17 protein-coding genes are annotated in these 24,116 nt (G+C 49.5%); 7 read left to right on the top strand and 10 right to left on the bottom strand.

Features of this window, described 5'->3' with window-relative positions:
* Positions 1-116 precede the first annotated feature (116 nt).
* From BZG73_RS06430 to BZG73_RS06420, 3 genes are all read right to left on the bottom strand, one after another.
* Entirely contained in the window at positions 117-1,487 is a 1,371-nt protein-coding gene (locus tag BZG73_RS06430; RefSeq protein WP_077577794.1) for an SLC13 family permease, read from the bottom strand.
* Positions 1,488-1,716: 229 nt separating this feature from the next.
* Positions 1,717-2,388 carry a SanA/YdcF family protein gene (locus BZG73_RS06425; RefSeq protein WP_077606177.1) on the bottom strand — a complete coding sequence of 224 codons (672 nt, stop codon included), beginning with the start codon at positions 2,386-2,388 and terminating at the stop codon, positions 1,717-1,719.
* Positions 2,389-2,507: 119 nt separating this feature from the next.
* Entirely contained in the window at positions 2,508-4,199 is a 1,692-nt protein-coding gene (locus BZG73_RS06420) for an NAD-dependent malic enzyme (protein WP_077667873.1), read from the bottom strand.
* Between the two features lie 479 nt (positions 4,200-4,678).
* Between BZG73_RS06420 and BZG73_RS06415 the strand changes: the two genes are divergently transcribed.
* Positions 4,679-5,416, top strand: a complete 738-nt coding sequence (locus tag BZG73_RS06415) for a substrate-binding periplasmic protein (protein ID WP_077577797.1) — start codon at positions 4,679-4,681, stop codon at positions 5,414-5,416.
* Between the two features lie 115 nt (positions 5,417-5,531).
* Here the strand turns inward: BZG73_RS06415 and BZG73_RS06410 are convergent, their stop codons facing one another.
* The 3 genes from BZG73_RS06410 to BZG73_RS06400 all read right to left on the bottom strand — a co-directional run bounded on the left by BZG73_RS06410 (position 5,532) and on the right by BZG73_RS06400 (position 8,776).
* Complete coding sequence (locus BZG73_RS06410) at positions 5,532-6,014, bottom strand: YajQ family cyclic di-GMP-binding protein (RefSeq protein WP_046073201.1); 483 nt, start codon at positions 6,012-6,014, stop codon at positions 5,532-5,534.
* Between the two features lie 52 nt (positions 6,015-6,066).
* Positions 6,067-7,122 carry a 3-deoxy-7-phosphoheptulonate synthase gene (locus tag BZG73_RS06405; RefSeq protein WP_046073202.1) on the bottom strand — a complete coding sequence of 352 codons (1,056 nt, stop codon included), beginning with the start codon at positions 7,120-7,122 and terminating at the stop codon, positions 6,067-6,069.
* Positions 7,123-7,306: 184 nt separating this feature from the next.
* Positions 7,307-8,776 (bottom strand): protein adenylyltransferase SelO, encoded by a 1,470-nt coding sequence (locus BZG73_RS06400; protein ID WP_077577799.1) that lies wholly within the window; start codon positions 8,774-8,776, stop codon positions 7,307-7,309.
* 181 nt (positions 8,777-8,957) lie between these two features.
* Between BZG73_RS06400 and BZG73_RS06395 the strand changes: the two genes are divergently transcribed.
* Positions 8,958-9,791 (top strand): CvfB family protein, encoded by an 834-nt coding sequence (locus BZG73_RS06395; protein ID WP_077667872.1) that lies wholly within the window; start codon positions 8,958-8,960, stop codon positions 9,789-9,791.
* 241 nt (positions 9,792-10,032) lie between these two features.
* Here BZG73_RS06395 and BZG73_RS06390 read toward each other — a convergent pair whose 3' ends face one another.
* The 3 genes from BZG73_RS06390 to BZG73_RS06380 are packed head-to-tail and all read right to left on the bottom strand — an operon-like array spanning position 10,033 to position 15,688.
* Positions 10,033-12,669: a PqiB family protein gene (locus BZG73_RS06390; RefSeq protein WP_077667871.1), complete on the bottom strand. Its 2,637-nt coding sequence runs from the start codon at positions 12,667-12,669 to the stop codon at positions 10,033-10,035.
* Positions 12,632-13,885, bottom strand: a complete 1,254-nt coding sequence (locus BZG73_RS06385) for a paraquat-inducible protein A (protein WP_077667870.1) — start codon at positions 13,883-13,885, stop codon at positions 12,632-12,634. Before BZG73_RS06385 ends, BZG73_RS06390 begins: the two co-directional genes overlap by 38 nt.
* A gap of 3 nt (positions 13,886-13,888) precedes the next feature.
* The gene (locus tag BZG73_RS06380) at positions 13,889-15,688 is read right to left on the bottom strand and encodes an ABC transporter ATP-binding protein (protein ID WP_077667869.1); all 1,800 of its coding nucleotides are present in this window, start codon (positions 15,686-15,688) and stop codon (positions 13,889-13,891) included.
* A gap of 76 nt (positions 15,689-15,764) precedes the next feature.
* Between BZG73_RS06380 and BZG73_RS06375 the strand changes: the two genes are divergently transcribed.
* The 4 genes from BZG73_RS06375 to BZG73_RS06360 all read left to right on the top strand — a co-directional run bounded on the left by BZG73_RS06375 (position 15,765) and on the right by BZG73_RS06360 (position 19,874).
* Positions 15,765-16,223 carry a GAF domain-containing protein gene (locus BZG73_RS06375; protein WP_046073208.1) on the top strand — a complete coding sequence of 153 codons (459 nt, stop codon included), beginning with the start codon at positions 15,765-15,767 and terminating at the stop codon, positions 16,221-16,223.
* Positions 16,224-16,337: 114 nt separating this feature from the next.
* The gene (proQ, locus tag BZG73_RS06370; protein WP_077667868.1) at positions 16,338-16,994 is read left to right on the top strand and encodes an RNA chaperone ProQ; all 657 of its coding nucleotides are present in this window, start codon (positions 16,338-16,340) and stop codon (positions 16,992-16,994) included.
* Between the two features lie 17 nt (positions 16,995-17,011).
* A complete protein-coding gene (prc, locus tag BZG73_RS06365) occupies positions 17,012-19,021 on the top strand; it encodes a carboxy terminal-processing peptidase (RefSeq protein WP_077667867.1) in 2,010 nt (669 codons plus the stop codon).
* 202 nt (positions 19,022-19,223) lie between these two features.
* Positions 19,224-19,874, top strand: coding sequence for a hypothetical protein (locus tag BZG73_RS06360; protein ID WP_077667866.1), 651 nt, complete (start codon positions 19,224-19,226; stop codon positions 19,872-19,874).
* Positions 19,875-19,972: 98 nt separating this feature from the next.
* Here BZG73_RS06360 and pncB read toward each other — a convergent pair whose 3' ends face one another.
* Positions 19,973-21,145, bottom strand: a complete 1,173-nt coding sequence (pncB, locus tag BZG73_RS06355) for a nicotinate phosphoribosyltransferase (protein ID WP_077666247.1) — start codon at positions 21,143-21,145, stop codon at positions 19,973-19,975.
* 278 nt (positions 21,146-21,423) lie between these two features.
* Here pncB and pepN point away from each other — a divergent pair, with 278 nt between their 5' ends.
* Positions 21,424-24,033: an aminopeptidase N gene (gene pepN, locus BZG73_RS06350; protein WP_077667865.1), complete on the top strand. Its 2,610-nt coding sequence runs from the start codon at positions 21,424-21,426 to the stop codon at positions 24,031-24,033.
* Positions 24,034-24,116 lie beyond the last annotated feature (83 nt).

The following is a 24,116-nucleotide window of genomic DNA, read 5'->3' as shown; positions in this document are numbered from 1 at the left end:
TACGGGTTGTTTAGCGTTGCGCTAGTGTAAACCTGAAACTCGGATGAAACAATTTTGATGGTTGATAAGGCGTGAAAAACACTACCTGGCGCAAACACCAGGTAGTGGGAGAGTGACTACCAGAACAGGCGAGTGAAAATCGCCAAGACAGCAATACAAACAATGTTGAGATATAAGCCAACACGCATCATATCACGTTGTTCTATATGGCCTGAACCAAACACAATGGCGTTTGGTGGCGTGGCGACCGGCAGCATAAAGGCACATGACGCGGCAATAGCGATCAGCGCAGAGAGTGCAACGGGTGACACACCCAATGCTTCGGCGATGGTAGCAAAAACCGGTACTAGGAGTGCAGCGCTGGCGGTATTACTCGCAAACTCAGTCAAGAAAATGACGAATGCCACCACGCCTAGCATAGTGAAAAACAGCCCAGATCCTGTCAGTGCATTGCTCAGGTGGTTGGCGAGAAACAAACTCGTGCCGGTTGCTTTGAGGACATTGCTCAAACAAATTCCCCCACCGAAGAGTAGCAGCACGCCCCAGTCAGCGGTTTTTTCGACTTCTTTCCATTTCACAACTCGCGTTGCCCCCAGCAAGACAATCGCGGATAACGCCACAATAGAGTCAAACTTGCTAAGGCCACCAAGCATGGCATTCAATGGTTTACTGAATATCCAGGCACTGACGGTCAGTGCGAAAATCACAAGCGTGATCACGCGAGGTTTGCTCCAGGTGAAGTCACGCTGATCCGCTTTAAAACTATGGTTAAGGTTCGGCTTGGTGAGCACATACAAGACGGCAACGGCGATGGGGAGCAATATCAGAGTGACAGGCAGGCCTAATTTCATCCAATCTGCAAAGCTAAGCCCAGCTTCAGCCGCCGCAATCGCATTTGGGGGACTACCGACAATGGTCGCTATGCCGCCGATGCTCGCGCAATAGGCAATACCCAACAGCACAAACACATAGGTGCCATGATCTTTCTGATTATTTACCTTGTGCAAAATGCCTAACACCAGTGGCAGCATCATAGCGGTTGTCGCGGTGTTACTGATCCACATGGATAGAGCGGCCGTGACCCCAAATAACATCATGACGGCCACCGACATTTTGCCTTGGGCAATGGTGAGCACTTTATTGGCGATGGCTTGATCGAGGCCTTGTGCTTGCAGCGCGGCTGCCAAGGCAAAACCACCGAGAAAGAGAAAAATGATGGGATTGGCGAAATTTGACATCGCTGCCGGTGTTTCAAACACGCCAAGCGCGACGGCCATAATGGGCACCAGGATCGCGGTGATGCTGACATGAATCGCTTCAGTCAGCCATAACACGGCAATGAATATCAGTAAGCTTAGGCCGGTTGTGACATCTGTTTCAAACGGCAGAGTGTTATACAAGATGAAAAACAGGGCAATGTCAGCAAACAAGATCCACGCTTTTCTATCCAGCCCCGACGCACGGGAGGAAAGGGTTTGCACATCCATAGGGCGTCCTTTTTTAAACGTTATTGAGTATTTTTATAATGTTTTGCTTTGAGTTTTTAGGTGCTTGATAGGGGTAGGGTTACTGCCATTTGGGCGACAGTGGGCCTCCAAGCGACGGCTAATATACGCCTAAATAGTCCGCGTGTTAATCGATTGCAGGCAGGTTTTTAAACAAATGATTAAAGTAATGTGAAAATTGTGATTGGGTCGGCACTGGTCGATATTGGGGTTAGTCGTTCGACGTTGAGACGCCACTGATTGGCTCTTTTGGGCCGGTAAACTTGGGTTTGACGTTGAGAATAAAGCTATCAAGTACCGCTTTGGTTCTTGCTAATACTTCACGTGCGCGAATTTTGACGCCTGCCCAGCCTTGCGGACTCGGTACGGCGTAACAAATAGCATCAATATTGTTTACATCGGCGAGAAATAACGCACGCTCGCAATGAAACTGTTGGCTGATCACGGTGTAGCGCGCCAAACTGAAAACGGTTTTCGCGCGGACAACGGAGTCCAGCGTTCGAAAACCCGCATAGTCAAGGTGAATCGTCTCTTCCGGGATCCCTGCTTGACGTAAATCTCGCTTCATCGTCCAGGGCTCATTATACGAGCGGTGCGCGTTGTCGCCACTGAGTAAAAGGTGCTGAATCTTACCTGCATGATATAACGACTCCGCGGCTTCAATCCGGTAGGTATAATAGGGATTGGGTGTTTTACCAATATACTTACTGGTTCCCAGAACCAAGCCGACTTGCCGAGCGGGTAGCGTCTCAGCTTGTTGATAAACACGGCCTTTGGCGTTAAGCGTGATCGCGATATCACTGGCGGCCATCACGATAGCGGTGACCACAGTAAAACCAATCAATGTGAAAATCGCCCGACGAAAAAGGCGCTGGAGAGCCATGGTGCGTTTTATTACCTTTGCGCGAATTGAGCCGCACTCGGGGTCACGTGTGCGGGCAAGTAGGTGGAATAATAGCAAAAAAAGCGCCGGGGTAGACGCTTTTTTCTGTTAGGCTCGCGTTAAAAAGAGGTCCGTTTGTAAGCACGATATTGTGGTGACCAGAAGCTCTCTTCAATACGCTTTTTAAGGGCCTCGTCAGACAGTTCTGAGGCAACCCCCTCAGCAATAGCCTCTTTCGCAACCGCAAACGCGATGCGTTTTGATACCTGCGTGATATCTTCCAACGACGGTAGCAGGGCGCCTGTGCCACGCTTGGCTAATGGCGAGYACTCAGCTAAAGCGCGCGATGAGGCCATCAGCATGCCATCTGTCACCCGGGATGCAGCAACCGCTAACACGCCCAGCCCAATGCCTGGGAAAATATAGCTGTTATTACACTGTGCAATAGGAAAGGTCTTGCCATTGTCTAAACGAACAGGCTCGAACGGACTCCCTGTGGCAACCAGCGCTTGGCCGTCAGTCCAGCGCAAAATATCAAAGGGCGTTGCCTCCACACGGCTGGTAGGGTTAGAGAGAGGGAAAACGATAGGACGTGGGCAATTGGCATGCATTTCTTTCACCACATCCTCGGTAAATAATCCAGGTGCGCCAGAGACGCCGACCAATACGGTCGGTTTCGCATTCCGCACGACATCGAGCAACGAAATGTTACTGTCTTCTAACTGCCAGTGGTTGAGCGCCTCGCTCTTTTGCACCAGCCGTTGCTGAAAGTCGAGTAAGTTAGGCATGGCATCGATTAATAGCCCCCAACGGTCGACCATGTAGACACGTGCGCGCGCCTCTTGATCGGAGATACCTTCAGATACCATTTGCGCGATGATCGCTTCGGCAATACCACAACCGGCTGATCCAGCGCCCAAAAATGTGATGCGTTGCTCGGAGAGCTTAGTACCTGCGGCTTTACACGCTGCAATCAAAGAGCCAACAGTCACCGCGGCAGTACCTTGAATATCGTCATTAAAGCAGCAGACTCTATCCTTATATCGCTCCAGGATCGGCATAGCATTTTTTTGTGCAAAGTCTTCAAATTGAATCAAGGCATCTGGCCAGCGGCGTTGAACCGCTTGGATAAACTCTTCAATAAAGGCATCGTATTCTTGTCCGCTGATGCGGGTGTGACGCCAGCCCATATACATGGGATCAGAAAGGCGTTGTGGGTTATTAGTACCGACATCCAACACAATAGGGAGTGTGTAGGCTGGACTGATCCCGCCACAAGCTGTGTAAAGCGACAGCTTACCAATCGGGATGCCCATGCCGCCAATTCCCTGATCGCCGAGTCCGAGAATACGCTCCCCATCGGTGACAACAATCACTTTGACGTTATGACGAGAGGCGTTATTAAGTACATCATCAATGCGATCGCGGTTAGGGTAAGAAATGAAAAGCCCGCGGCCTCGGCGATAGATATTGGAGAAGTTCTCACAGGCTGCGCCTACCGTCGGAGTATAGATGATGGGCATCATTTCGGTAATATGGTTGGAAACTAACCGGTAAAAAAGCGTTTCGTTGGTATCTTGGATGTTGCGTAGATAAATATGCTTGTCGATATCGTTCTCGAAGCGCTGATACTGTTGGTAGGCACGCTCAGTTTGTTCTTCAATCGTTTCGATGGCGTCAGGCAATAAGCCCTCGAGGTTAAAAAACTTACGCTCTTCGACGCTGAATGCGCTTCCTTTATTCAACAATGGCGTTTCTAGCAAGGCTGGTCCCGCATAGGGAATATAGAGAGGACGTTTTTGGTTATTCATGAATGATCAGACTCGATGTTGTCTTTTAATTAGGTCGATGATGAGTATTGGGCGTTATCTGGTGCCTTCGTGGCAAAAATGATCCCTTGCGAAACGCTTTGAAGGCGTCAGTCTGCGATAGCCCATAATTACGCTGTAATTGGGGACAAAGTTTAGGCATGAATGGTGACCTAATTCAACTTTTTTACTTGATTGTGCGGGATCGGCAGAGGGATATGAGAGAGCGTTTAAATTTGTTATCAGCGCTGAACGGCTCATTTTTGTCTGTTTATTCAAACGTTTGTACATAGAAAAAACGGAAGTTAGATCACAACCTCCGGCAAAACTGCGCACGGGACATGGAAGCTGACTACACTAGAGGTGGTGAGCGAATAGTGAAAGGCCACGCCTTATCCTATTCAGCTTCCCCAATTTGGTATGAGCTAATAATAATAATGTTGGCTGAGCACATTTAATGGAAGGTTAAAAGAGGTAGTCCAATGAAGTCACTCATTGCCGCCAGCTTGCTGGTTTTCTCAACCACCACAGTCGCTGCAAACTTAGGCGATCTTGATTATATCACTGAGGTGTATCCGCCGTTTAACTATGAAGAGCGCGGTGAGTTAAAGGGAATTGCGGTTGATTTTCTCGAAGCTGCAACAGAAGCAGCAGGGGATCCGGTAAGCCGAGATCAAGTGAAGATTCAGCCATGGGCACGTGGCTATGCCACGGCACTGTCTGAGCCCAATACCGTATTGTTTTCAACCACACGGACGGATGAACGGGAAGATAAGTTTAAATGGGTAGGGCCGATTACAGACACAAAAATTGTTGTCTGGGCCCCTAAAAGCAAAGGGATCACTATCGACAATGCGAGTGACTTTGCCAACTATAAAGTCGGCGTTGTACGCGATGACGTCGGTGAGCACTTGTTACGCTCAATGGGTGTCGATGAAGGCGCGCTACGCCTCTCGCCAAAAGCGGATTTACTCGCCAAACAATTGGCGGCGGGCCGTGTTGATATGTGGGCGTACGAGGAAAACGTCAGTGCCTTCATTATGAGCCAAAACAATATTGACACTAGCCAGTTTGAAGTGGTTCATGTCTTGGATGAGTCTCAGCTCTACTATAGCTTTAGTAACAACACGCCAGATAGCTATGTTGAAAAGCTACAAGCGGGCATTGATCAAGCGACCGCCGATGGCACGCTTGAGGAAATCAAAAGCAAGTACAAGTAGTATGACGCGAGTGTTGTCACGAAAAAGCGCTTAGCGACTGACACGCGCTGCCGAATAAAACGGGCCTAAGTCTAACAGGCCCGTTTTTTATGCTATTGATAACAAGTGCTCGGGGCTAGTCGCGAAAGTTTTCAAATTGGAAAGGCTGCTCAAAGTCACTTTCCTTGATTAATTGAATCACTGCCTGCAAATCATCCCGTTTCTTTCCGGTGACACGTACTTGCTCGCCCTGAATCTGGGTTTGCACTTTCATCTTGGCATCTTTAATCGCTTTAGTGATCTTCTTCGCGACAGGCGTTTCAATACCGTTTTTAAATTTCACCTGTTGATAAAAGGTTTTGCCAGAGTGAACCATGTCTTGGATATCCATTGCGCGTGCATCAACACCACGCTTGGCGAGATTACTGCGCAGCATGTCCATCATTTGGTTAACCTGAAAATCCGCTTCAGCCGTTACTTTCACGGTTTCTTTATCGAGTTCGAAGCTGGCCTCAACACCACGAAAATCAAAGCGAGTTGCAAGCTCTCGGTTGGCGTTGTCCACTGCGTTTTTTAGCTCAACGTTGTCAATTTCAGAGACAATATCAAATGAAGGCATAGTCTTTCCCTAATTGGGGCGTGAGCCAGTCACGCCGATAAATCGTCAGTCATTATGGGGTGTTGCGCGCCGCGACGGCATCAGCCAGTTGCTCGAGCAAGCGCTCGGTATCGGCCCATCCCAGACAGGGGTCAGTGATCGACTGGCCATAAACGCGTGATTGCTCGTCACCCATGGTTTGATTGCCTTCTTGTAAGAAGCTCTCAGCCATGATACCGGCAATCGCTTGCTCGCCATGGCGGATCTGATCAGCAACATTCGCGCATACATCAAGCTGGCGGCGATGCTGCTTTTGGCAATTACCGTGGCTGAAGTCTACCACAAGCTTACCAGGCAATTTGAAATCGCTTAGCGTTTGCGCGGCGGCTTTCACATCGTCGGCGTAATAGTTCGGCTGATGACCTCCGCGTAAAATGACATGCCCATCTGGATTGCCTGCGGTTCGATAAATGGTCATGCTGCCATTTTTGTCGGGTGAGCAGAAAAGGTGAGACTCTCTACTCGCGCGAATGGCATCGACGGCAATACGGATATTGCCGTCTGTGCCATTTTTAAAGCCAACAGGGCTGGAGAGTGCAGAGGCCATTTCACGATGAATTTGTGATTCTGTCGTGCGGGCGCCAATCGCTCCCCAGCTGATCAAGTCAGCGATATACTGACCCGTGATCATGTCGAGAAACTCGGTAGCAGTCGGTAGTCCCATTTTGTTGATATCGAGCAGGAGCTCACGCGCCGTAAACAGGCCTGCACGAATATCACCGCTTCCGTCAAGGTGCGGGTCATTGATAAGGCCTTTCCAACCGACAACCGTACGTGGCTTTTCAAAATACGTGCGCATCACCACCAATAATTGGTCGCTGTACTTATCGGCGAGCGGTTTAAGCTTGGCTGCGTAATCACGGGCCGCGTCGGGATCATGAACAGAGCAGGGGCCAACAATCGCTAGCAGTCTCGTATCGTCACCATTGAGAATACGACTGATCGCCTGTCGTGCGGCGGTAATATGGTGAGCAACATTGTCGTTGATGGGGTGGGCAGCTTCCACCTCTGCAGGCGTAGGCATGGTATCAACCACACGTGTTCGAAGCTCATCGGTTTTCAGTGGCATAGAGGACAGCCTTCCTCACATCTTATTCTGTTGCGAAGCCAGTAAGATAGCAAAAAACGCCGCCTATGAAAGCATCAATGTGACATCTGTTGGATTTTTCTTGTCAGAGCGGTGATCACCGAGGCGTATTTTAGTGGATTGATATGAGCGCCTCAGTGGCAAATGACTCAGGCGCACGTTTAGGCTATGAGGAGCAGCTAAGGGTCATATCTTTCTCTTCATCGGCGGGACGCCGAGCAAGGGAGTCAAGCGCGGAATGTGACGCAAACGGGGAAGCCAGTACTGTCATCAAATTGTGAGTTGGCTGCATGTCACCTTGTTCTGCCGCCTCTATCGCCTGCTGGGCCAAATAATTACGTAAAATAAACTTAGGATTGGTTGCCTGCATGCCAGCGAGGCGAGTGTTGTCGTCATGATCTGCCACCCGTTGGTGGTATTCGCTTAACCAAGCCGTTAAGGCATCGGCATCTGATACGAGGTCGTTAAACTGGCTGAGTGTCTTTGCACTTAATAGCGCCTCTTGCTTGATGTCACTGAGCCTGCGAAAGAAAAGGGTGTAGTCGACTTGTTGAGATTCGAGCAATGAAAAAAGCGCGTTGAACAAATCACTGTCCCCTTGCTGTGCATCGGACAACCCTAGTTTGTCGCGCATGGCTTTGCTGTAAGCTACCTGGAGATGGTGTTCATAACCGCCGAGAATGTCGTTAATCACGTCACTTTCAAGCAGTGGGGTAAAGGCGTAGCCAAGCGCAGAGAGGTTCCATAGCGCGATAGCAGGCTGCTGATTAAAGGCATATCGCCCCGTGTAATCAGTGTGGTTACAAATATTGCTCGGGTTGAAATCATCCAAAAAAGCATAGGGGCCATAATCGAAGGTCTGGCCTAAAATCGACATATTGTCGGTATTCATGACACCATGGTTAAAACCAACCGCTTGCCACTTGGCAATCATTTCTGCCGTGCGCTCGACAATTTCTTGTAGCAATGCGGCATAAGGTTTCTCGGCCTCGGCAAGCTCAGGAAAATGGCGTGCAATGACATAGTCGGCCAGCGTACCCAGTGCATCGTGCTGTTGGCTGTAAAACAAGTACTCAAAATGGCCGAAACGCACGTGGCTTTCCGAGACCCGAAGTAAGGTTGCGGCCGTCTCGATGCGCTCGCGCATCACCGGGGTATCGCTGGTGGCCATGGCTAATGCCTGCGTGGTAGGGATGTTGAGTCCCTTCATGGCTGCGCTCGCGAGATACTCACGGAGGGTGGAACGTAACACCGCACGCCCGTCGCCGTGGCGGCTATAGGGGGTTTTTCCCGCCCCTTTTAAATGCCAGTCCCAGAGTGTGCCATTATCATCACGCCACTCTCCCAATAACACCCCACGACCATCACCGAGCTCAGGGTTGTATTGGCCGAATTGGTGCCCTGTGTATTTCATTGCAAAGGGTTTGCGGCCCGCAAGCGGCGCCTCCGCAGACAGAATTGCACGAAAGCGTTCACTGTGAATGTCTGCCGTTGTTAAGCCGAGTTCATCAGCTAGCGCGGCGTTGTATGTTAGAAGCCGGCCGTTGTCCAAAGGCGTAGGGGTCACTGCTTTACCCAATGCGCTTCCTAATTGGCTAAAGCTAAACCGAATATGTTCACCATCAAATACTGCCATGCATCCCCCTTTAGATTAATCATTTAAGCCTAACAGCCTGGCAGCCGCTAACAAGGGATAGAATGTAGGGGTATTGGTTGACATGGGTTGGTGTTTTTTCCTCACCCGAACCGTATTTCTTCCACATCTCAAGGACAAATTGCGTATACTCACGGGCATTATTTTCTACAGCGCTGAGACAATGATTAAACTAGGGCAATACAACAAACTATCAGTGGTGAAACAGGCAGACTTTGGCGTGTTCCTTGATGGCGATGACTTTGGCAATATTTTGCTGCCGACCCGTTACGTCCCTGAGAATACCCGTGTTGGTGATACGCTCAATGTGTTCATCTACTTTGACTCCGAAGATGAGATTATTGCCACGACTGAAACACCSTATGYGCAAGTGGGCGAGTTTGCATCACTACGCTGTGTTGGCGTGAATTCGGTCGGTGCGTTTGTCGATTGGGGGTTAAGCAAGGATTTGTTGGTGCCCTTTAGCGAGCAACGTACGCGCATGGAGGAGGGGAAACCCTATGTGGTACGGGTTTATACCGACAAGGCATCTGGACGCATTGTTGCTAGCCGAAAGTTTAATAAGTTTATCAGTGAGGATACGCCGCGGTTAAAAGCGGGCGATAAAGTGTCGGTAATCATTACGGATATCACTGATCTCGGCTTTAAGTGTGTGGTGAATAATCAGCACTGGGGGCTTATTTATCGCGCTGAAGCATTCGGGAAGCTGTTTATCGGTAAAAAGCTCAGTGCCTTTGTAAAAACCGTGCGTGAGGACGGCAAAATCGATCTTGCCCTACAAAAGCACGGCAAGGCGCGGGTTGATGACTTGAGTGACAAAGTGATGAAGACACTTGAGAGCAAAGGGGGCTTTTTACCGCTCAATGATAAGAGCTCGCCCGACGCTATTTTCGCGCTCTTTCGTACTAGCAAGGCCACGTTTAAAAAGACGTTGGGCGGGCTTTACAAGCAACGTAAAATTCGTATCGAAGCGGACGGGATTTACCTCAATAAGTGACACTGTCACCTTGAAAGGTTAAAAAAAGACCCGGAACGTCCTGTTCCGGGTTCAGGGAAAAGGCTCAAGGAGCCATATGCCAATATTTAGGTTGTGATTACTAAAGTGTAGTCTATCAATAGCGATATGCCAGTTTGTGACACAATTTTGTTAAAGGATAAGTATTATCAGGGACCTAGCGAGCGCGTTGAGGTCCCTGATTTTTTAGCGAGCATATCGAGGGTCGCTTAGTACAAGCAGCTTATGGTGTTGGAATAGCCGTTCGCCATTCCTGCCATACTTTTTTACTCTCACTGTGCAGCAAGAAGTGACGATGATCATTGGCCACTGGCTGCAAAGGTTGATCGTCCGGGGTTGAGAAAGCAATACCGCCTTTCAGCAAACTATCAATCGTGCCGCTTTTGAGATCTGCACCCGTTAGCCCAATGGAGACATCGACCCCGGACTCGTTCCAAAAGACCGTGTTTTCACGGACAAGATGTGCGAACTGCGGCGCGATTTGTAGTTCGAAAATGACTCGGTCAGACAGTTCGCCTAATCTAACGCTAGAGACAATACCCACTTCGATATCGCGATGTAATACCGGTGTGCCAGGGGCGATAGAGTGGCGAGCGTCGCTCTCCAGGATGAGTGTCAGCCCTTTTGGGTATTTGGGCGAGTCATGGAGGGTGAACTGTTGGGTGAAGTCACCCTTGCCGGGGACCACCGAGATATAGGTGCCAAATAGTGAGTCCAAGTTCTCTGTTTTGGTCAGGCTGAGGACGGGTTGAGTGAGCCAGAAATAGCTGCCGGTGCGCGCAAGCGCATTTTTGTATTCAGGGTAGAGACGAGCCTGAATGGTCACGTTTTCGTGGTCGAAGTCGGGGCTTAGGGTGATCACTTCGCCAACATCGACTCCTTGATAACGGATCGCGCTGCCCACTTTTACTCCGTTGGCCTGGTCAACCGTTAGCCTAATATCTACACCGTATTGAGCGGCTTCTTGCTTTGAGGGGTAAAGCTTCCAATCTCCGTTTCGTTTATTACTAATACCAGGCATGGTGCCGAAGGCGATACCGCCGTTAACCAGTGAACGCAACGAGCCTGTATTAATTTCGACGCCGCTGAGGTTGGCTTTAATATCCAGCCCAGATTGATTCCAAAATACGGTTTGTGGATTAATCAGATGCTTATAGCGATTACTCACCGCAATGGCGATGGATACAGTGTTGCCGTTAAGCTGATATCCTTCCACTTGGCCGACCACAAAATTGCGGTACATCACGGGACTGCCTTCACTCACACCAGGCATACGACTCGCCACTAAGGTAAAGCGTGTTTCACCGCGTGCATCTTGCTTGGCGTGCTTCGCTTGAATAGGGGAGGTGTAAAGTGGATACGTCTCATTGACGCCTTTCGCCCCTTCGCTGGTAAAGCTTAAAGCCGGGTCGGCGATTTGTTCCATCGCTGGCACGACCACATTGAGACCGTCACCACTGAGCTCGCCCGTGATCCCACCGAGAATAAAAAACTGCGATTGTTGTTTCACCAAGTGGCGGTATTCTGGATAAATCAATAGCTTTAAAGTGACATTGTCACTTTCATTGAGCGCGACACGGTCGATAAAGCCCACTTGAATGCCGCGATGCAATACTTTGGTGTGGGAGGTTAAGCCGTATGCATCGTCTGCGGTTAAGGTTACTGTGAGGGCACCGGTCAGTTGCTTTTGCTGTTGGTGCCAGGTTCGGGCGGTAAACACATTGTCAGGCATCGCGGGATCAGCATCTGCCGAACCAGGTTGGACCGTCAAGTAGTTGCCGAGGACTAAATTACCCAGGTTCTTTAGTCCATCAAAACCAATTTGGGGCTGCTCTATCTGAAAGTAGGTGTCTTGGTTGAGCAGCCAGGTCATGCTGGGGTCAATGTGTGCGGTCGCGACTGGGCGTTTTTGCTGTGCCGCGACGTCTATGTGGGTAACTTCACCGACTTCTAATCCTTGATAGGTGATCTTCGTCCCCGCGCCGGGCAGCCCATGTTGTTCAGGGAGCGCTATTTGTATCGATTGACCGCGTGCGGCGTGCGAAAGGCTTTGGTAAAGCTGAAAAGGGCGATTGTCCTCAAGTGTTGGGCTTGCTTTCGGGGAGTCGAATGCAATGCCACCGGCAATCAAGCTCGCCACACTCTCGAGCTGCACATCAACACCCGACACATCAACATTGGCTTTTACACCGCTGATCGACCAAAAGCGTGAGTCTTGTTTGAGTAAATGCGAGAATTGCGGCTCAATTAACGCGGAGAGCGTCACCCCTTGCGCATCTTGATCAAGCCGGTAACTGTAAATTTCGCCGACACGAATTTTCCGGTAGTAAATCGGCGAACCGACATTCAGTGAGCCTAATGTCGGTGCGTGTAGCTTGACGGTTGTGCCGGCTTTTTCTGCGATATCTGTCGGTGGTTCGTCACGCGCGACGAAGGATAGGCTAGGGTCACCACTGCCAGGCTGTAAGGCAATATAGTTGCCTGAGACCAAGGTTTCGAGGCCGCTGATCCCAGTGATCGAGGCGCGTGGTTTCACAAGCCAAAACTCGGTGCCACTTGTGAGCAGTTGCGTCGCCTCTGGATAGATATTGGCGTCAACATAAATGCGGTTCAAGTCATCCGCGAGTGTAATATTTCGCACCTTACCCACTTCCAACCCTTGGTAACGAATCGTGGTTTGGCCAGCCTCCAAGCCTTGCGCATCGCTAAACACAATTTGAATCCGTTGCCCCGCTTCACTGATGGATTGAAACAGGAGCCAAGCGGCCATCAGCAAGGCCAATACAGGCAGTATCCATAGGGGAGACAAGCCATAGCTGCTTTTAACGATCGGTGAGGGTATGTCTTGTTTGTCGCTCATGATGATCCCATATCAAACGCGTATCAAGAAATTCAGTGGCAAGCATGGTTAATACCACGACCAAGCCGAATGCAATGGCACCCGGTCCAGGCATAAAGTCCATAATGCGACCACGATCGACTAAGGCGACCATAAACGCAATCACAAATAAGTCCATCATCGACCACTTTCCAATCCATTTCACCCCTCGGTATAGCCACATATGCTGACGTGGTGTGATGGCGGTGGTGCACCGTAAGCTTATTAATATCAAACCTAGCCCTAGTATCTTTGCTACGGGCACGACGATGCTGGCAGTAAAAATGATCGCAGCGATGCCTGGCATCCCATTATTAATCAGACTCGCGACGCCCGAAAAAATGGTGTCTTCAAGTCGAATGCCGTTGGAGAACAAAATGGAGATTGGGAACAGGTTGGCCGGAAACAGAAAAATGGTAGCGGTAATTAAACAGGCCCAAGTCTTTTGCTCGCTTCGAATCATTCGGCGGTGAAGCGGTAAATGACACCGACGACAGTGAGCGCTTTTCTGGTGCCCTTGTGTTAAGCCGCAGTGGCTGCACCGGATAAGAGGGGACGGCTCGGATTGTGGTGCTGGGCGAGTAAAGGCATCCCAGTATCTTTGCGTGTTTACCCGTACCAGTAAAACCGATAGTAGGATTTGTATCGTCGCATAGCAGGCAAGCCCCATGGAAAAGTGCAAGGTGGCGTAGTCTTGAATTTTAAAACAGGCGATGGCTAAGCTGACCATTAAAACATCCGCCATCACCCAGTGGCGGCTGTGCGCAATCACGCGTACCGCTGGGCGAAACCAGCGGATGGATTGTTGGCGTCGTGATAGATGCATGATCAGTAGCGCACAGGTAAAAACGAGCGGTGCCAATGATGCGCAAAACACCACCAAACTAGCGACAAAAGGAAACTGAGACCAGAGTAGCGATGCGCCGGTTAGCACCGATGTGGTGATGGTTTTTCCCAACAAATCGATGGAAAGGAGCGGCAGAAGGTGAGCGGGAAGAAACAGCACCAAAATCGTGAGTGCCAAGGCTATCTCTCCATTAAAAGACAGCCGTCGTCCGTGCGCGAGCTTGGTCGCGCAACGTGGGCAGATAGCAAGATGATCGGAGTCAGTTTGGCACGGTTGTAACACCAGATCGCACCCCGAGCACCTCGTTAAAGGTGGGGACGCCGCAAACGGTGTGTCTGGTGACTGTGTCATGGTCTACTTTCCCGCCGCCTGTTGTATTTGCCCATACAAGGTTTGATATACCCCGGGCGCATTGACTAACTCTGTGTGCGTGCCTTGTTGGGTCACTTGTCCTTCATCCAACACATAAATCACATCGGCTTCTTTAACCGCAGAGAGGCGGTGAGCCACGATAAGGGTCGTCCGTCCCGCCAAAAATGTTTGCATTGCTTGATGTAGCGCGCGCTCAGTGGCCGTGTCTAGGGCGGACGTGGCCTCATCCAAAATAACCAGTTTAGGGTCACTCAGGAGCATTCGTGCAATCGCCACACGTTGTCGCTGACCGCCAGATAAACGGATCCCTTGTCGTCCAAGCGGTGTATCTAGCCCATCGGTGAGTTGTGTCACCACATCCCCCAATTGGGCGTGCTCGATAGCTTGCCAAAGCGCGGTGTCGGCAAGGTGACGGCCTAAGCATAAGTTATTTCTCAACGTATCATTAAACAGTACTGGCTGTTGCAATACCACGGCAATTTGATGACGGAGAGCATCCATGTCGACATGGTTAATTGAGTGGCCGTTAAAGCGTATATCACCTTGTTCTACCGGATACAGTCCTAACAGCAACTGAATAAGGGTTGATTTTCCGCCGCCACTGGCACCAACCAATGCCACACGCTGGCCGGCAGGGATATGCATGCTTAAACCATTGAGTACCGACTTATCCTCATCGTAGGAGAAACATAGATTATCAATCTCGACCGTTAAGCCCGAGGCCTGTGTTTGGGCGGTGATACGACTTGGATCAATGCCTGCAGGTCGACGAGGCTCTTCGGACAGTTGTAAAACCTCATTAATACGTGTCATCGCGGCTTTAGCACTATACCACGCAAATTGAATCCCGAGCAGCTCTTGCACTGGCCCGAGCATAAACCACAAATAGCCAAACACCGCAAACATCAGACCAATCGACAAATCGCTGAAAAAGACCATACCCATTGCTACTGCGCGGAAGAGCTCAAAACCTATCAAGAACATCAGAAACGATAAACGGCCTGCCGCTTCGGACTGCCAAGCATATTTGTCAGCACTGTTTTTAATCTCACTGGCACTGTGGTCGAGTTGACGCAAATACTCACGCTCTCGATTGGCGGCGCGAAGCTGATATAAGCCATCAAGGGTATCAACCAACCGCTGCTGAAAACGCTCAAAAGATTGGTTTTCTTGGGTTTTAAGGTGCTTAACACGCTGTCCTAGTGCACGGCTTAGCGCGACGACAATAGGGTTGATCAGCAAGATAAATAAACCTAATCGCCAATCTATCCATAGCAAGACCACAGCGGTACCGGTCACGGTTAATATACCGATGATAAACTTGCTTAGTGTGGTACCAATAAACTTATCGATGGTTTCGACATCGGTGACAAGGTGAGAGGTGAGGCCGCCACTCCCACGTAATTCGTACTCACGCATACTGATCCGCCCAAGTTTGGCGATCAAGTGTTGGCGGATTTTGTAGGTGATTGCCTTACCAACCAGGGTAAATTGGCGGCTTTGTAGAATGTTAAGTCCTTGGCTGACGATGCGCATGATAACGACAATGATCAGCACAGCGGCAATGTAAACGCCCGCCTGTTGCCAGCTTATAGGCAGGAGGGTATTGAGTACCGCAAGTCCCCAGTCTGGCTTATCCAATAGCACCTCATCGACCAATAACGGCATGAGTAATGGGATAGGCACACTGACCAAGGTGGCGGCAATGGCTACCACGTTAGCCCAAATGAGCCGGGTGCGATGGGGTCGAGCTTGGTCAAGAAGCCAGCGCCAGGTGATCATAAATAGGGATACTCAATTGAAAAGTCTTTGGATTATTTCTATTGTAATGGTCTTGTTGTTTGAGATGCAGTGATTTATGGAAAACAAAGCTGATTTTTACCGCTTGTTAACCCAACAAGCGGTTGCGTTGTGCGAAGGGGAACCCAACCTTATTGCAAAACTGGCCAATATAAGTGCGTTACTCAATAGCCAGCTTGAAGATATTAACTGGGTGGGTTTCTATCTCGACGAGGGAGAAGAGTTAGTCCTTGGCCCGTTTCAAGGTCAACCAGCCTGTGTACGCATCCCCTATGATAAAGGGGTATGTGGGGCCGCCTATCGTCAAGATACCGTAATGCGAGTAGAAGATGTGCACGCCTTTGAAGGACATATTGCGTGTGATGCGGCGAGTAACTCGGAAATTGTGGTGCCTGTTCGGGTCAATAATCAATTGCAGGCAGTACTGGATATTGATAGTCCAAGTATCGGTCGCTTTGACCAAGAAGATGAACATGGACTCGCTACCTTGGTCAAAGAAATGCAAAAACACTTGTGATTTCGCCAATCTTGGTAGTTTTTTCATATCAGGTATCTATAATACGCACCACTTTCATACTTAAATACACGTAGATACGCTGCTGTGGTTTCTCGCAGCAGGCCAGGAAAAAACATGGAAAATACTGAAAAGCTCGCGAACAGCAAAGAAGTCATTGCCTACATTGCTGAACGTTTCCCTAAATGTTTTACTGTTGAAGGCGAAGCCAAGCCATTAAAAATTGGTATTTTTCAAGATCTTGCGACACGTCTTGAAGGCGATCCCAAGGTAAGCAAGACCCAATTGCGCGCCGCGCTTCGTCAGTACACGTCTTCCTGGCGTTATCTGCACAGCGTGAAACCAGGGGCGTCACGCGTTGACCTTGATGGCAATGCGTGTGGCGAGCTTGAGCAAGAGCATATCGACCATGCTGCGCAGACCTTGTSAGAAAGCAAAGCGCGTGCGGCAGAGCGTCGTAAGCAGCAACAAGCGAAAAAGTCAGAAGGCCAGGCGAAAAGTGCGGGTAAGACTGCACCAAAAGGCAAGAAGGCGGCCGCGCAATCAGCGAAAGGCCGTACGAGTAAACCAAAGCCCGCTAAAATGACTAAGAAAGAGAGTGAGCCACGTCGCGAACTCAACGCCAACGATGTTGTCGTAGGTAAAGACGTGAATGTGAACATGGGCAACGGTAATCTGCCAGCGACCATTGTTGAAATTAATAAGGATGAGGTGCGTGTTCGCCTGACTAACGGGTTAACCATGTTAGTAAAAGCGGAGCACCTCAGCGCCTAAAGGAGACTCCTCGACGCATGTTTTGTCGACGCCGCGTTTCGGCTATCGCTGCCAGCTTGATGCTGGCAGCCTCTGCCCAGGCCGTAGAAGCCAATTTTCAACTCAGTGAACTACCTTCACTGTCCGCTGAACCCCAACACGAAACCGCTTCCAAGCGTGTAACTTCTCGTTTCACTCGATCCCACTATAAGCAGTTCGCGCTCGACGATGCCTTCTCGGCGGCGATTTTTGATCGTTACTTGGAAACACTGGATTATAATCGTGTGTTTTTAACCCAAGATGATGTCGAACGTCTATCTCGTTGGAAAACGCGTTTAGATGATCAGCTCAAAGAAGGTGAGACACAAGCGGCCTATGCGATTTACAACCGTGTGCTGAAAAAACGCTTTGAGCGTTATCAGTACGCGCTGCACGTGTTGGATAAACCCTTTGATTTCTCTGCTGACGAAAGCATGGTGCTGGATCGTACTGAGCTGCCATGGGCGGCTAACGAGGACGAACTGGATGCTATCTGGGATAAGCGGGTAAAAAATGATGCCTTAAACCTGCGCTTAACGGGGAAAGAGGATGAAGAAATCCGAGAGACTTTGGGCAAGCGTTATAACAGCGCGTTAAAGCGTTTAACGCAAAGCCATAGCGAAGATGTGTTCCAGGTCTACATGAACGCCTTCGCGCGTGAAGTTGACCCACATACTAGCTACCTATCACCACGCAATGCTGAGCAATTCCAGTCGGAAATGAATTTATCCCTCGAAGGGATAGGGGCGGTATTGCAGATAAAAAATGAATACACAGTGATTCGTTCTCTCGTTGCGGGTGGCCCTGCATCCAAGTCCAAACAGTTGTCACCCGGTGATCGAATTATTGGTGTGGGCCAAGAAGACGAAGCGATTGTCGATGTGATTGGCTGGCGACTGGACGATGTGGTCGAGCTGATTAAAGGTCCGAAAGGCAGTGAAGTTAAACTGAAAATCTTACCCGAAGGGGCGAATGCTAAAAGTTACAATGTCACGCTAACCCGTGACAAGATTCGCTTGGAAGATCGCGCAGTAAAATCTGAAGTGATTGAGCGCGGTGACGAAAAAGTTGGCGTACTGACGGTCCCCGGATTCTATGTTGGGCTGGCCGATGACACCAAAAAAGAGATCGCGAGTCTGAAAGAAAAGGGCATTAGCGGTATCGTCGTGGACTTGCGAAATAACGGAGGGGGGGCACTGAGTGAAGCAACCGCGCTCAGTGGGTTGTTTATTGACCAAGGCCCCATTGTACAAGTCAGAGACAGCTATGGGCGAGTGAAAGTCAACAGTGATACGGACGGTAAACGTTTCTATGATGGCCCGATGACGGTGTTGATTAATCGCTACAGTGCCTCCGCTTCGGAGATTTTCGCGGCCGCCATGCAAGATTATGAGCGTGCGGTGGTGATTGGCGAACAATCTTTTGGTAAAGGGACCGTACAGCAGCACCGCTCTTTGAATCATATCTACGATTTATTTGATAAGCCGTTAGGTTATGTGCAGTACACGATCCAAAAGTTTTATCGGATTAGCGGTGGCAGTACCCAAAATAAGGGTGTGGTGCCAGATATTGTCTTCCCTTCTCCCGTTTCACCGGATGAAACAGGTGAGAGTGTGGAAGAAAATGCCTTGCCATGGGATCGAATTGAGAAAGCGGATTATCAGCCTAGATCCTTGCCTGATTCGGTGCTTAATACGATAGGTGAAAAGCACAAAGCGCGGATCAAAGATGATCGAGAGTTTGATTTCATCCGTCAAGACATTGCGCGCTATCAAGAAGAGAAAGATAAAAACACAATCTCCTTGAATGAAGACGCACGGCGCAAGGAAATGGAGCGAGAAGATCAAGAACGCTTGGCGCGATTAAATGTACGTCAAAAGGCGTTGGGTGAACCGCCCTTCAAAACGCTCGATGATGTGCCTAAAGACTATGAAGAGCCAGATGCATACTTAGATGAAGCCGCGAGCATCACAAAAGATTTGGCTAACCTTCTTTCAGCCAGCCGTTAAGTGTCAGGTCGGCATACGGTCTTTTAGCGCGTCAGCGCACCCCCAAGCCTAGGCAATTCGCCTAGGCTTTTTTTATGACGTTATGGTGACGACTAGGCGGATTCAACCCACATGAAACGAGATCTTGCTCAAAAAACTGCATAAAACTGAGAAGTCAGTCTAACCTTATCGTTAAGGCATCACTGCCAATGAGGGGGAAGGTATGCGTTGCTTATTGGGTGTTTTTCTGGCCTTAGTGATGGCCTTGCCAGTGCACGGTGACGATTTAGCACGATTTGATGTCCCGTTACTGCTTGGTCAATGGTATTGGTTTAGTGCTGAGGAAGAGTCAGAGGCGAGCCATCCGTATAAAGCGATTAATCTTTCGTTTAACTCTCATTATGAGTTCCGTATTGATATGCTACGTCGTGATGGGCAGCTCGAGACGGCTGCAGGCAGTTATGCGGTGAATCATCAAGCATTGCGGTTGTACGATGGGCAGGGGGCGGATCAAGTGCATGCCTACCAGTTAAATCATAATCAATTGCAGCTTCAGGGAGCCGTGTTTACTAAACTGCTACCTGACGATCTCTCCGGGGTGTGGCGTTCAAACAGCATAGAAGGGGAAGATGTGAGTGAAGAGGTGGATGGTGTCTCGCTGAAACTTCGCCCAGACTTTCTCTTTGCGATGCAAGTTCGCGGCAACAACGGCCGTTCAATTACTCACCGAGGCGTTTACTTGGTGGAAGGTGACAACCTGATGCTTATTTATGAAGAAGGACGCCATTCATCCCAGTACCAACTTGCCTCWGATACCTTGCGCTTGACCAATGAGGTGTTTGGTATGGAGGCGGTGTTACAACGGCAACGGTGAGCAATGACAGAGCGTGTTATCATAAAAACTCATCAATAAAACATTGATGAAAAGGGCCGGTGATAAATAAACTGGCCCTTTTCTTATTGGGGAAGCGTTTAGTCTGACAACTTGAACGCGGCTTTTAGTGCAGAGAGGTGCGCTTCATCTTTACAAATGGCTTTGTTAGGCTCATCAGAAATTTTGGCAACAGGTTTCCCTTGGCAGCTGGTTAATTTGATCACCACATTGAGGGTTTTCACATTAGGGAGATCACAGGTTAGCTGCGTGCCAATACCGAATGAGGTCGTGGCTTTGTCGGCAAAGTATTGATAGATGTGCACGGCTTTCGCCAGCGTGAGGCTATCGGAAAAGACAAGTGTCTTATCTTTGGGGTCAATACCATGATACCGATAATGCGCGATCGCCTTCTCACCCCATGCAATCGGGTCACCACTGTCATGACGCAATCCGCTAAAGGCGTGACAGAGCGAACGATCAAAATCCTGTAAAAAGGCATCCATGTTGATACAGTCGGTTAACGCTATCCCTAGGCTATCGGGATACTCTTGCAACCACATTTGTAACGCAAGCTGCTGGGAGTCAGCAAGCTGGCCTGCAAGCTGCTGATGGGCTTGAAACCACTCATGCGCTTGGGTGCCGACAGGCACAAGCCCTAACTGTTTGGCTAGCCATACGTTAGAGGTGCCTTTTAAAGGCGGATAGACCGCGTGCAGACGTGTCACTATCGCCTGATGGACCTCACGAGAAAAACGACGCCGCGTGCCAAAGTCAACGAGCTGGAACCCATCGGCAAATCCCTCTTTAGGGAGGTGGGCTAACTTATCGTCAAGACGTGCAATCGCGTCATCGACACTTAGTTGAGTATAACAAGCGCGGTTTCTCAGCTCACAAATAATCGCCAGTAGTGGCACTTCCCATAGAATCACCTCTTGCCAAGGGCCGGCGATATGAATTGCCAATTGACCGTCTTCGACACCGACAGTGACTTGGTCAGGATCGAACTGAAAACCTGACAAAAAGGCGAGAAAGTCCGCTTGATAAAGGCCGAGTGAGTCGAGGTAGTTGAGCTCGTCTGCACGAAACCGCAACGTCGCGAGATGATTGACATGCTCCACCACCTGTTCACGTAGGTAGGAGAGGTTTTCATCACTGCGGCAGTAAAAGTCAGCGGTAACATGGACATCAGGATAATGATGAAATACGGCCTGCTGCATGTTGATTTTATAAGCATCAGTATCCAAGAGTGATGTAATGATCGGATTGTGCATGCGTGGTGAACGCCTTACGGGTTACAAAACGAAATGAGCGTCATAGTACCGCAATTTTTAGAAAATTTAACCGTCGTCACATTATATTTCAGTCGGGATTGGCAGGCTGCGTTGACATTATACTGCGCTTATTGGATGTAAACGCAAACATTTGATAACAAACTGTTAAATCTATAGTCATTAATGCCGAGCCGCGGTATGGTATGGCATGCAAAATCGCCCTTGGGCGAATGAATACAGTTCGTTGGCTGAGGTACACTCGATAAAAAGGAAACGACATGTCTCAACAACCCACCGCCAAATACCGTGATGATTACCGTGCGCCGGACTTTACCATTACGGATATCAACCTTGAATTTGATCTTGATCCGAACAACACCCTAGTCACGGCGGTTAGCCAGGTGAAACGCCTGAATGATCACGCCACCGATCTGGTGTTAGACGGGGACGCGCTCACGTTAGTGCGCCTAGATATCAACGGCGACCCCTGGACAGCCTATAGTGAAGAGGCGGGCAAATTGATTGTCCGAGACGTCCCAGCCGCATTTACTTTAACCATCCAAACTCAGCTCGATCCTGAAAACAATACCGCTCTCGAGGGGCTATATATTTCGGGCGGGGCTTATTGTACTCAGTGTGAGGCGGAAGGATTTCGCCGGATCACTTATTATCTCGACCGTCCCGATGTGTTAGCTCGCTTTACCACCAAGGTGATTGCGGATAAATCTACATACCCATACTTACTCAGTAACGGCAATAAGATTGCGTCGGGTGAGTTGGAAGGTGGCCGCCACTGGGTAGAATGGCATGACCCGTACGCGAAACCCAGTTACCTATTTGCACTGGTCGGCGGCGATTTTGATGTGTTACGTGATACGTTTGTGACCCGCTCTGGGCGTGATGTGGCACTGGAAATCTTTGTTGATAAAGGGAATTTAGATCGTGCCGATCATGCGATGACTTCATTGAAGAACGCAATGAAATGGGATGAAGAGCGGTTTGATCTTGAATACGATCTTGATATCTACATGATCGTCGCCGTTGACTTCTTCAACATGGGTGCCATGGAGAATAAAGGCTTAAACATCTTTAACTCCAAGTATGTATTGGCAAACGCCGAAACCGCCACCGACACCGATTATCTCGGCATCGAAGCGGTCATTGGTCATGAGTACTTCCATAACTGGACGGGGAACCGAGTGACATGCCGTGATTGGTTCCAACTTAGCCTGAAAGAAGGGTTAACTGTTTTTCGTGATCAAGAGTTCTCCTCCGACTTAGGCTCGCGCTCTGTCAACCGTATCAGCAATGCGCGTATTATGCGTGGCCCCCAGTTTGCTGAAGATGCCAGCCCTATGTCTCATCCGATCCGGCCAGAAAAAGTGATCGAAATGAATAACTTTTACACCCTGACGGTGTACGAAAAGGGCAGCGAAGTTATTCGTATGATGCATACTATTTTGGGTGAAGCCGGGTTTCAAAAAGGGGTCAAACTCTACTTTGAACGTCATGACGGTACAGCAGCCACTTGTGATGATTTTGTTCAAGCAATGGAAGATGCCTCTGGGGTCGATCTGACTCAGTTCCGCCGTTGGTACAGCCAATCTGGGACGCCGGTGTTGAATGTATCATCGACCTATGACCCCGATAGCAAACAGTTGGCGTTACATGTCACGCAGCACACGCCGCCAACAGCGGATCAGCAAGAGAAGTTGCCGCTATATATTCCACTGGATATTGCACTCTATCGTCGCGACGGCAGTGTGATTGAGTTACAACGTCACGGTGAGTCGGTCTCAAACGTCCTGGCGGTGACAGATGCTGAGCAGACCTTTATTTTCGATGGGGTGGATGAGCAACCTGTGCTTTCCCTGCTCAGGGAGTTCTCCGCGCCAGTGAAGCTTGAGCATGACTATCAAGACGATGAATTGGCATTCTTACTGCAACATGCGCGCAATGATTTCGCGCGGTGGGATGCGGGTCAGAGTCTACTGGCCAAGCATATTAAGGAGAACGTCGCACGGGTACAAAACGAACAGCCTATTGATGTGCCCTTGTCAGTGATTGATGCATTTCGTGGCGTATTGCTCAGCGACAACACGGATCTGGCATTGATTGCGGAAGTGATCAACTTACCGACCGAGACGGAAGTGGCTGGCTGGTTTGATATTGTCGACGTTGATGCGATTCATCAAGTCATGGCGGCGTTCAAGCAACAATTTGCCGATCATATGGTTGATGAGTTTGACGCGGTATACCGTCAGTATGCGCAACCTGAATATCAGATCACCCACAAAGCGATCGGTGAACGCGCTTTACGTAATGCCTGTTTGAGCTATCTCGCGCACACGGAAAACGGCAACACGCATGTAGAGCATCATTACCAAGCCGCGAACAATATGACTGACACCATGGCAGCATTGAATGCCGCTAACAATGCGCAATTACCGTGTCGTGAACCACTGATGAAAGATTTCAGTGATAAATGGCAGCATGATGGACTGGTGATGGACAAATGGTTCATGCTCCAAGGTGCGAACCCTTCCGAGACTGCCTTAGAGCAGGTGAAAGCACAGATGGCGCACCCTGCCTTTACGCTCAAAAACCCCAACCGTGTACGCAGTTTGGTCGGGGCATTTTGTAATCGTAATCCGGCGCGTTTTCATGCCCAAGATGGTAGCGGCTACCGCTTTTTGAAAGAGATCTTGGTGACCTTGAATCAGTCGAATCCACAGGTGGCATCACGATTGATTGATCCTATGCTCAAACTGGCCTATTACGATCACCATCGCCAGCAGCAAATGCGACAGGTACTGCAAGAGTTGGCAGATATGGATAACTTGGCTGCGGATCTCTATGAAAAAGTAGAAAAAACACTTGAGCAGTAAGAAACGATTTGGGATAAAATCAGCCAAGCGTTAACAAGTGTGAAAAGCCGTCCACCTTGGGCGGCTTTTTGTTTTCGGTGGTT

The sequence above is a fragment of the Salinivibrio siamensis genome, assembly GCF_001996005.1.
Lineage (GTDB): Bacteria > Pseudomonadota > Gammaproteobacteria > Enterobacterales > Vibrionaceae > Salinivibrio > Salinivibrio siamensis.
The sequence above is the reverse complement of the archived record's forward strand: the minus strand, read 5'-3'. Positions and strand labels throughout refer to the sequence as shown.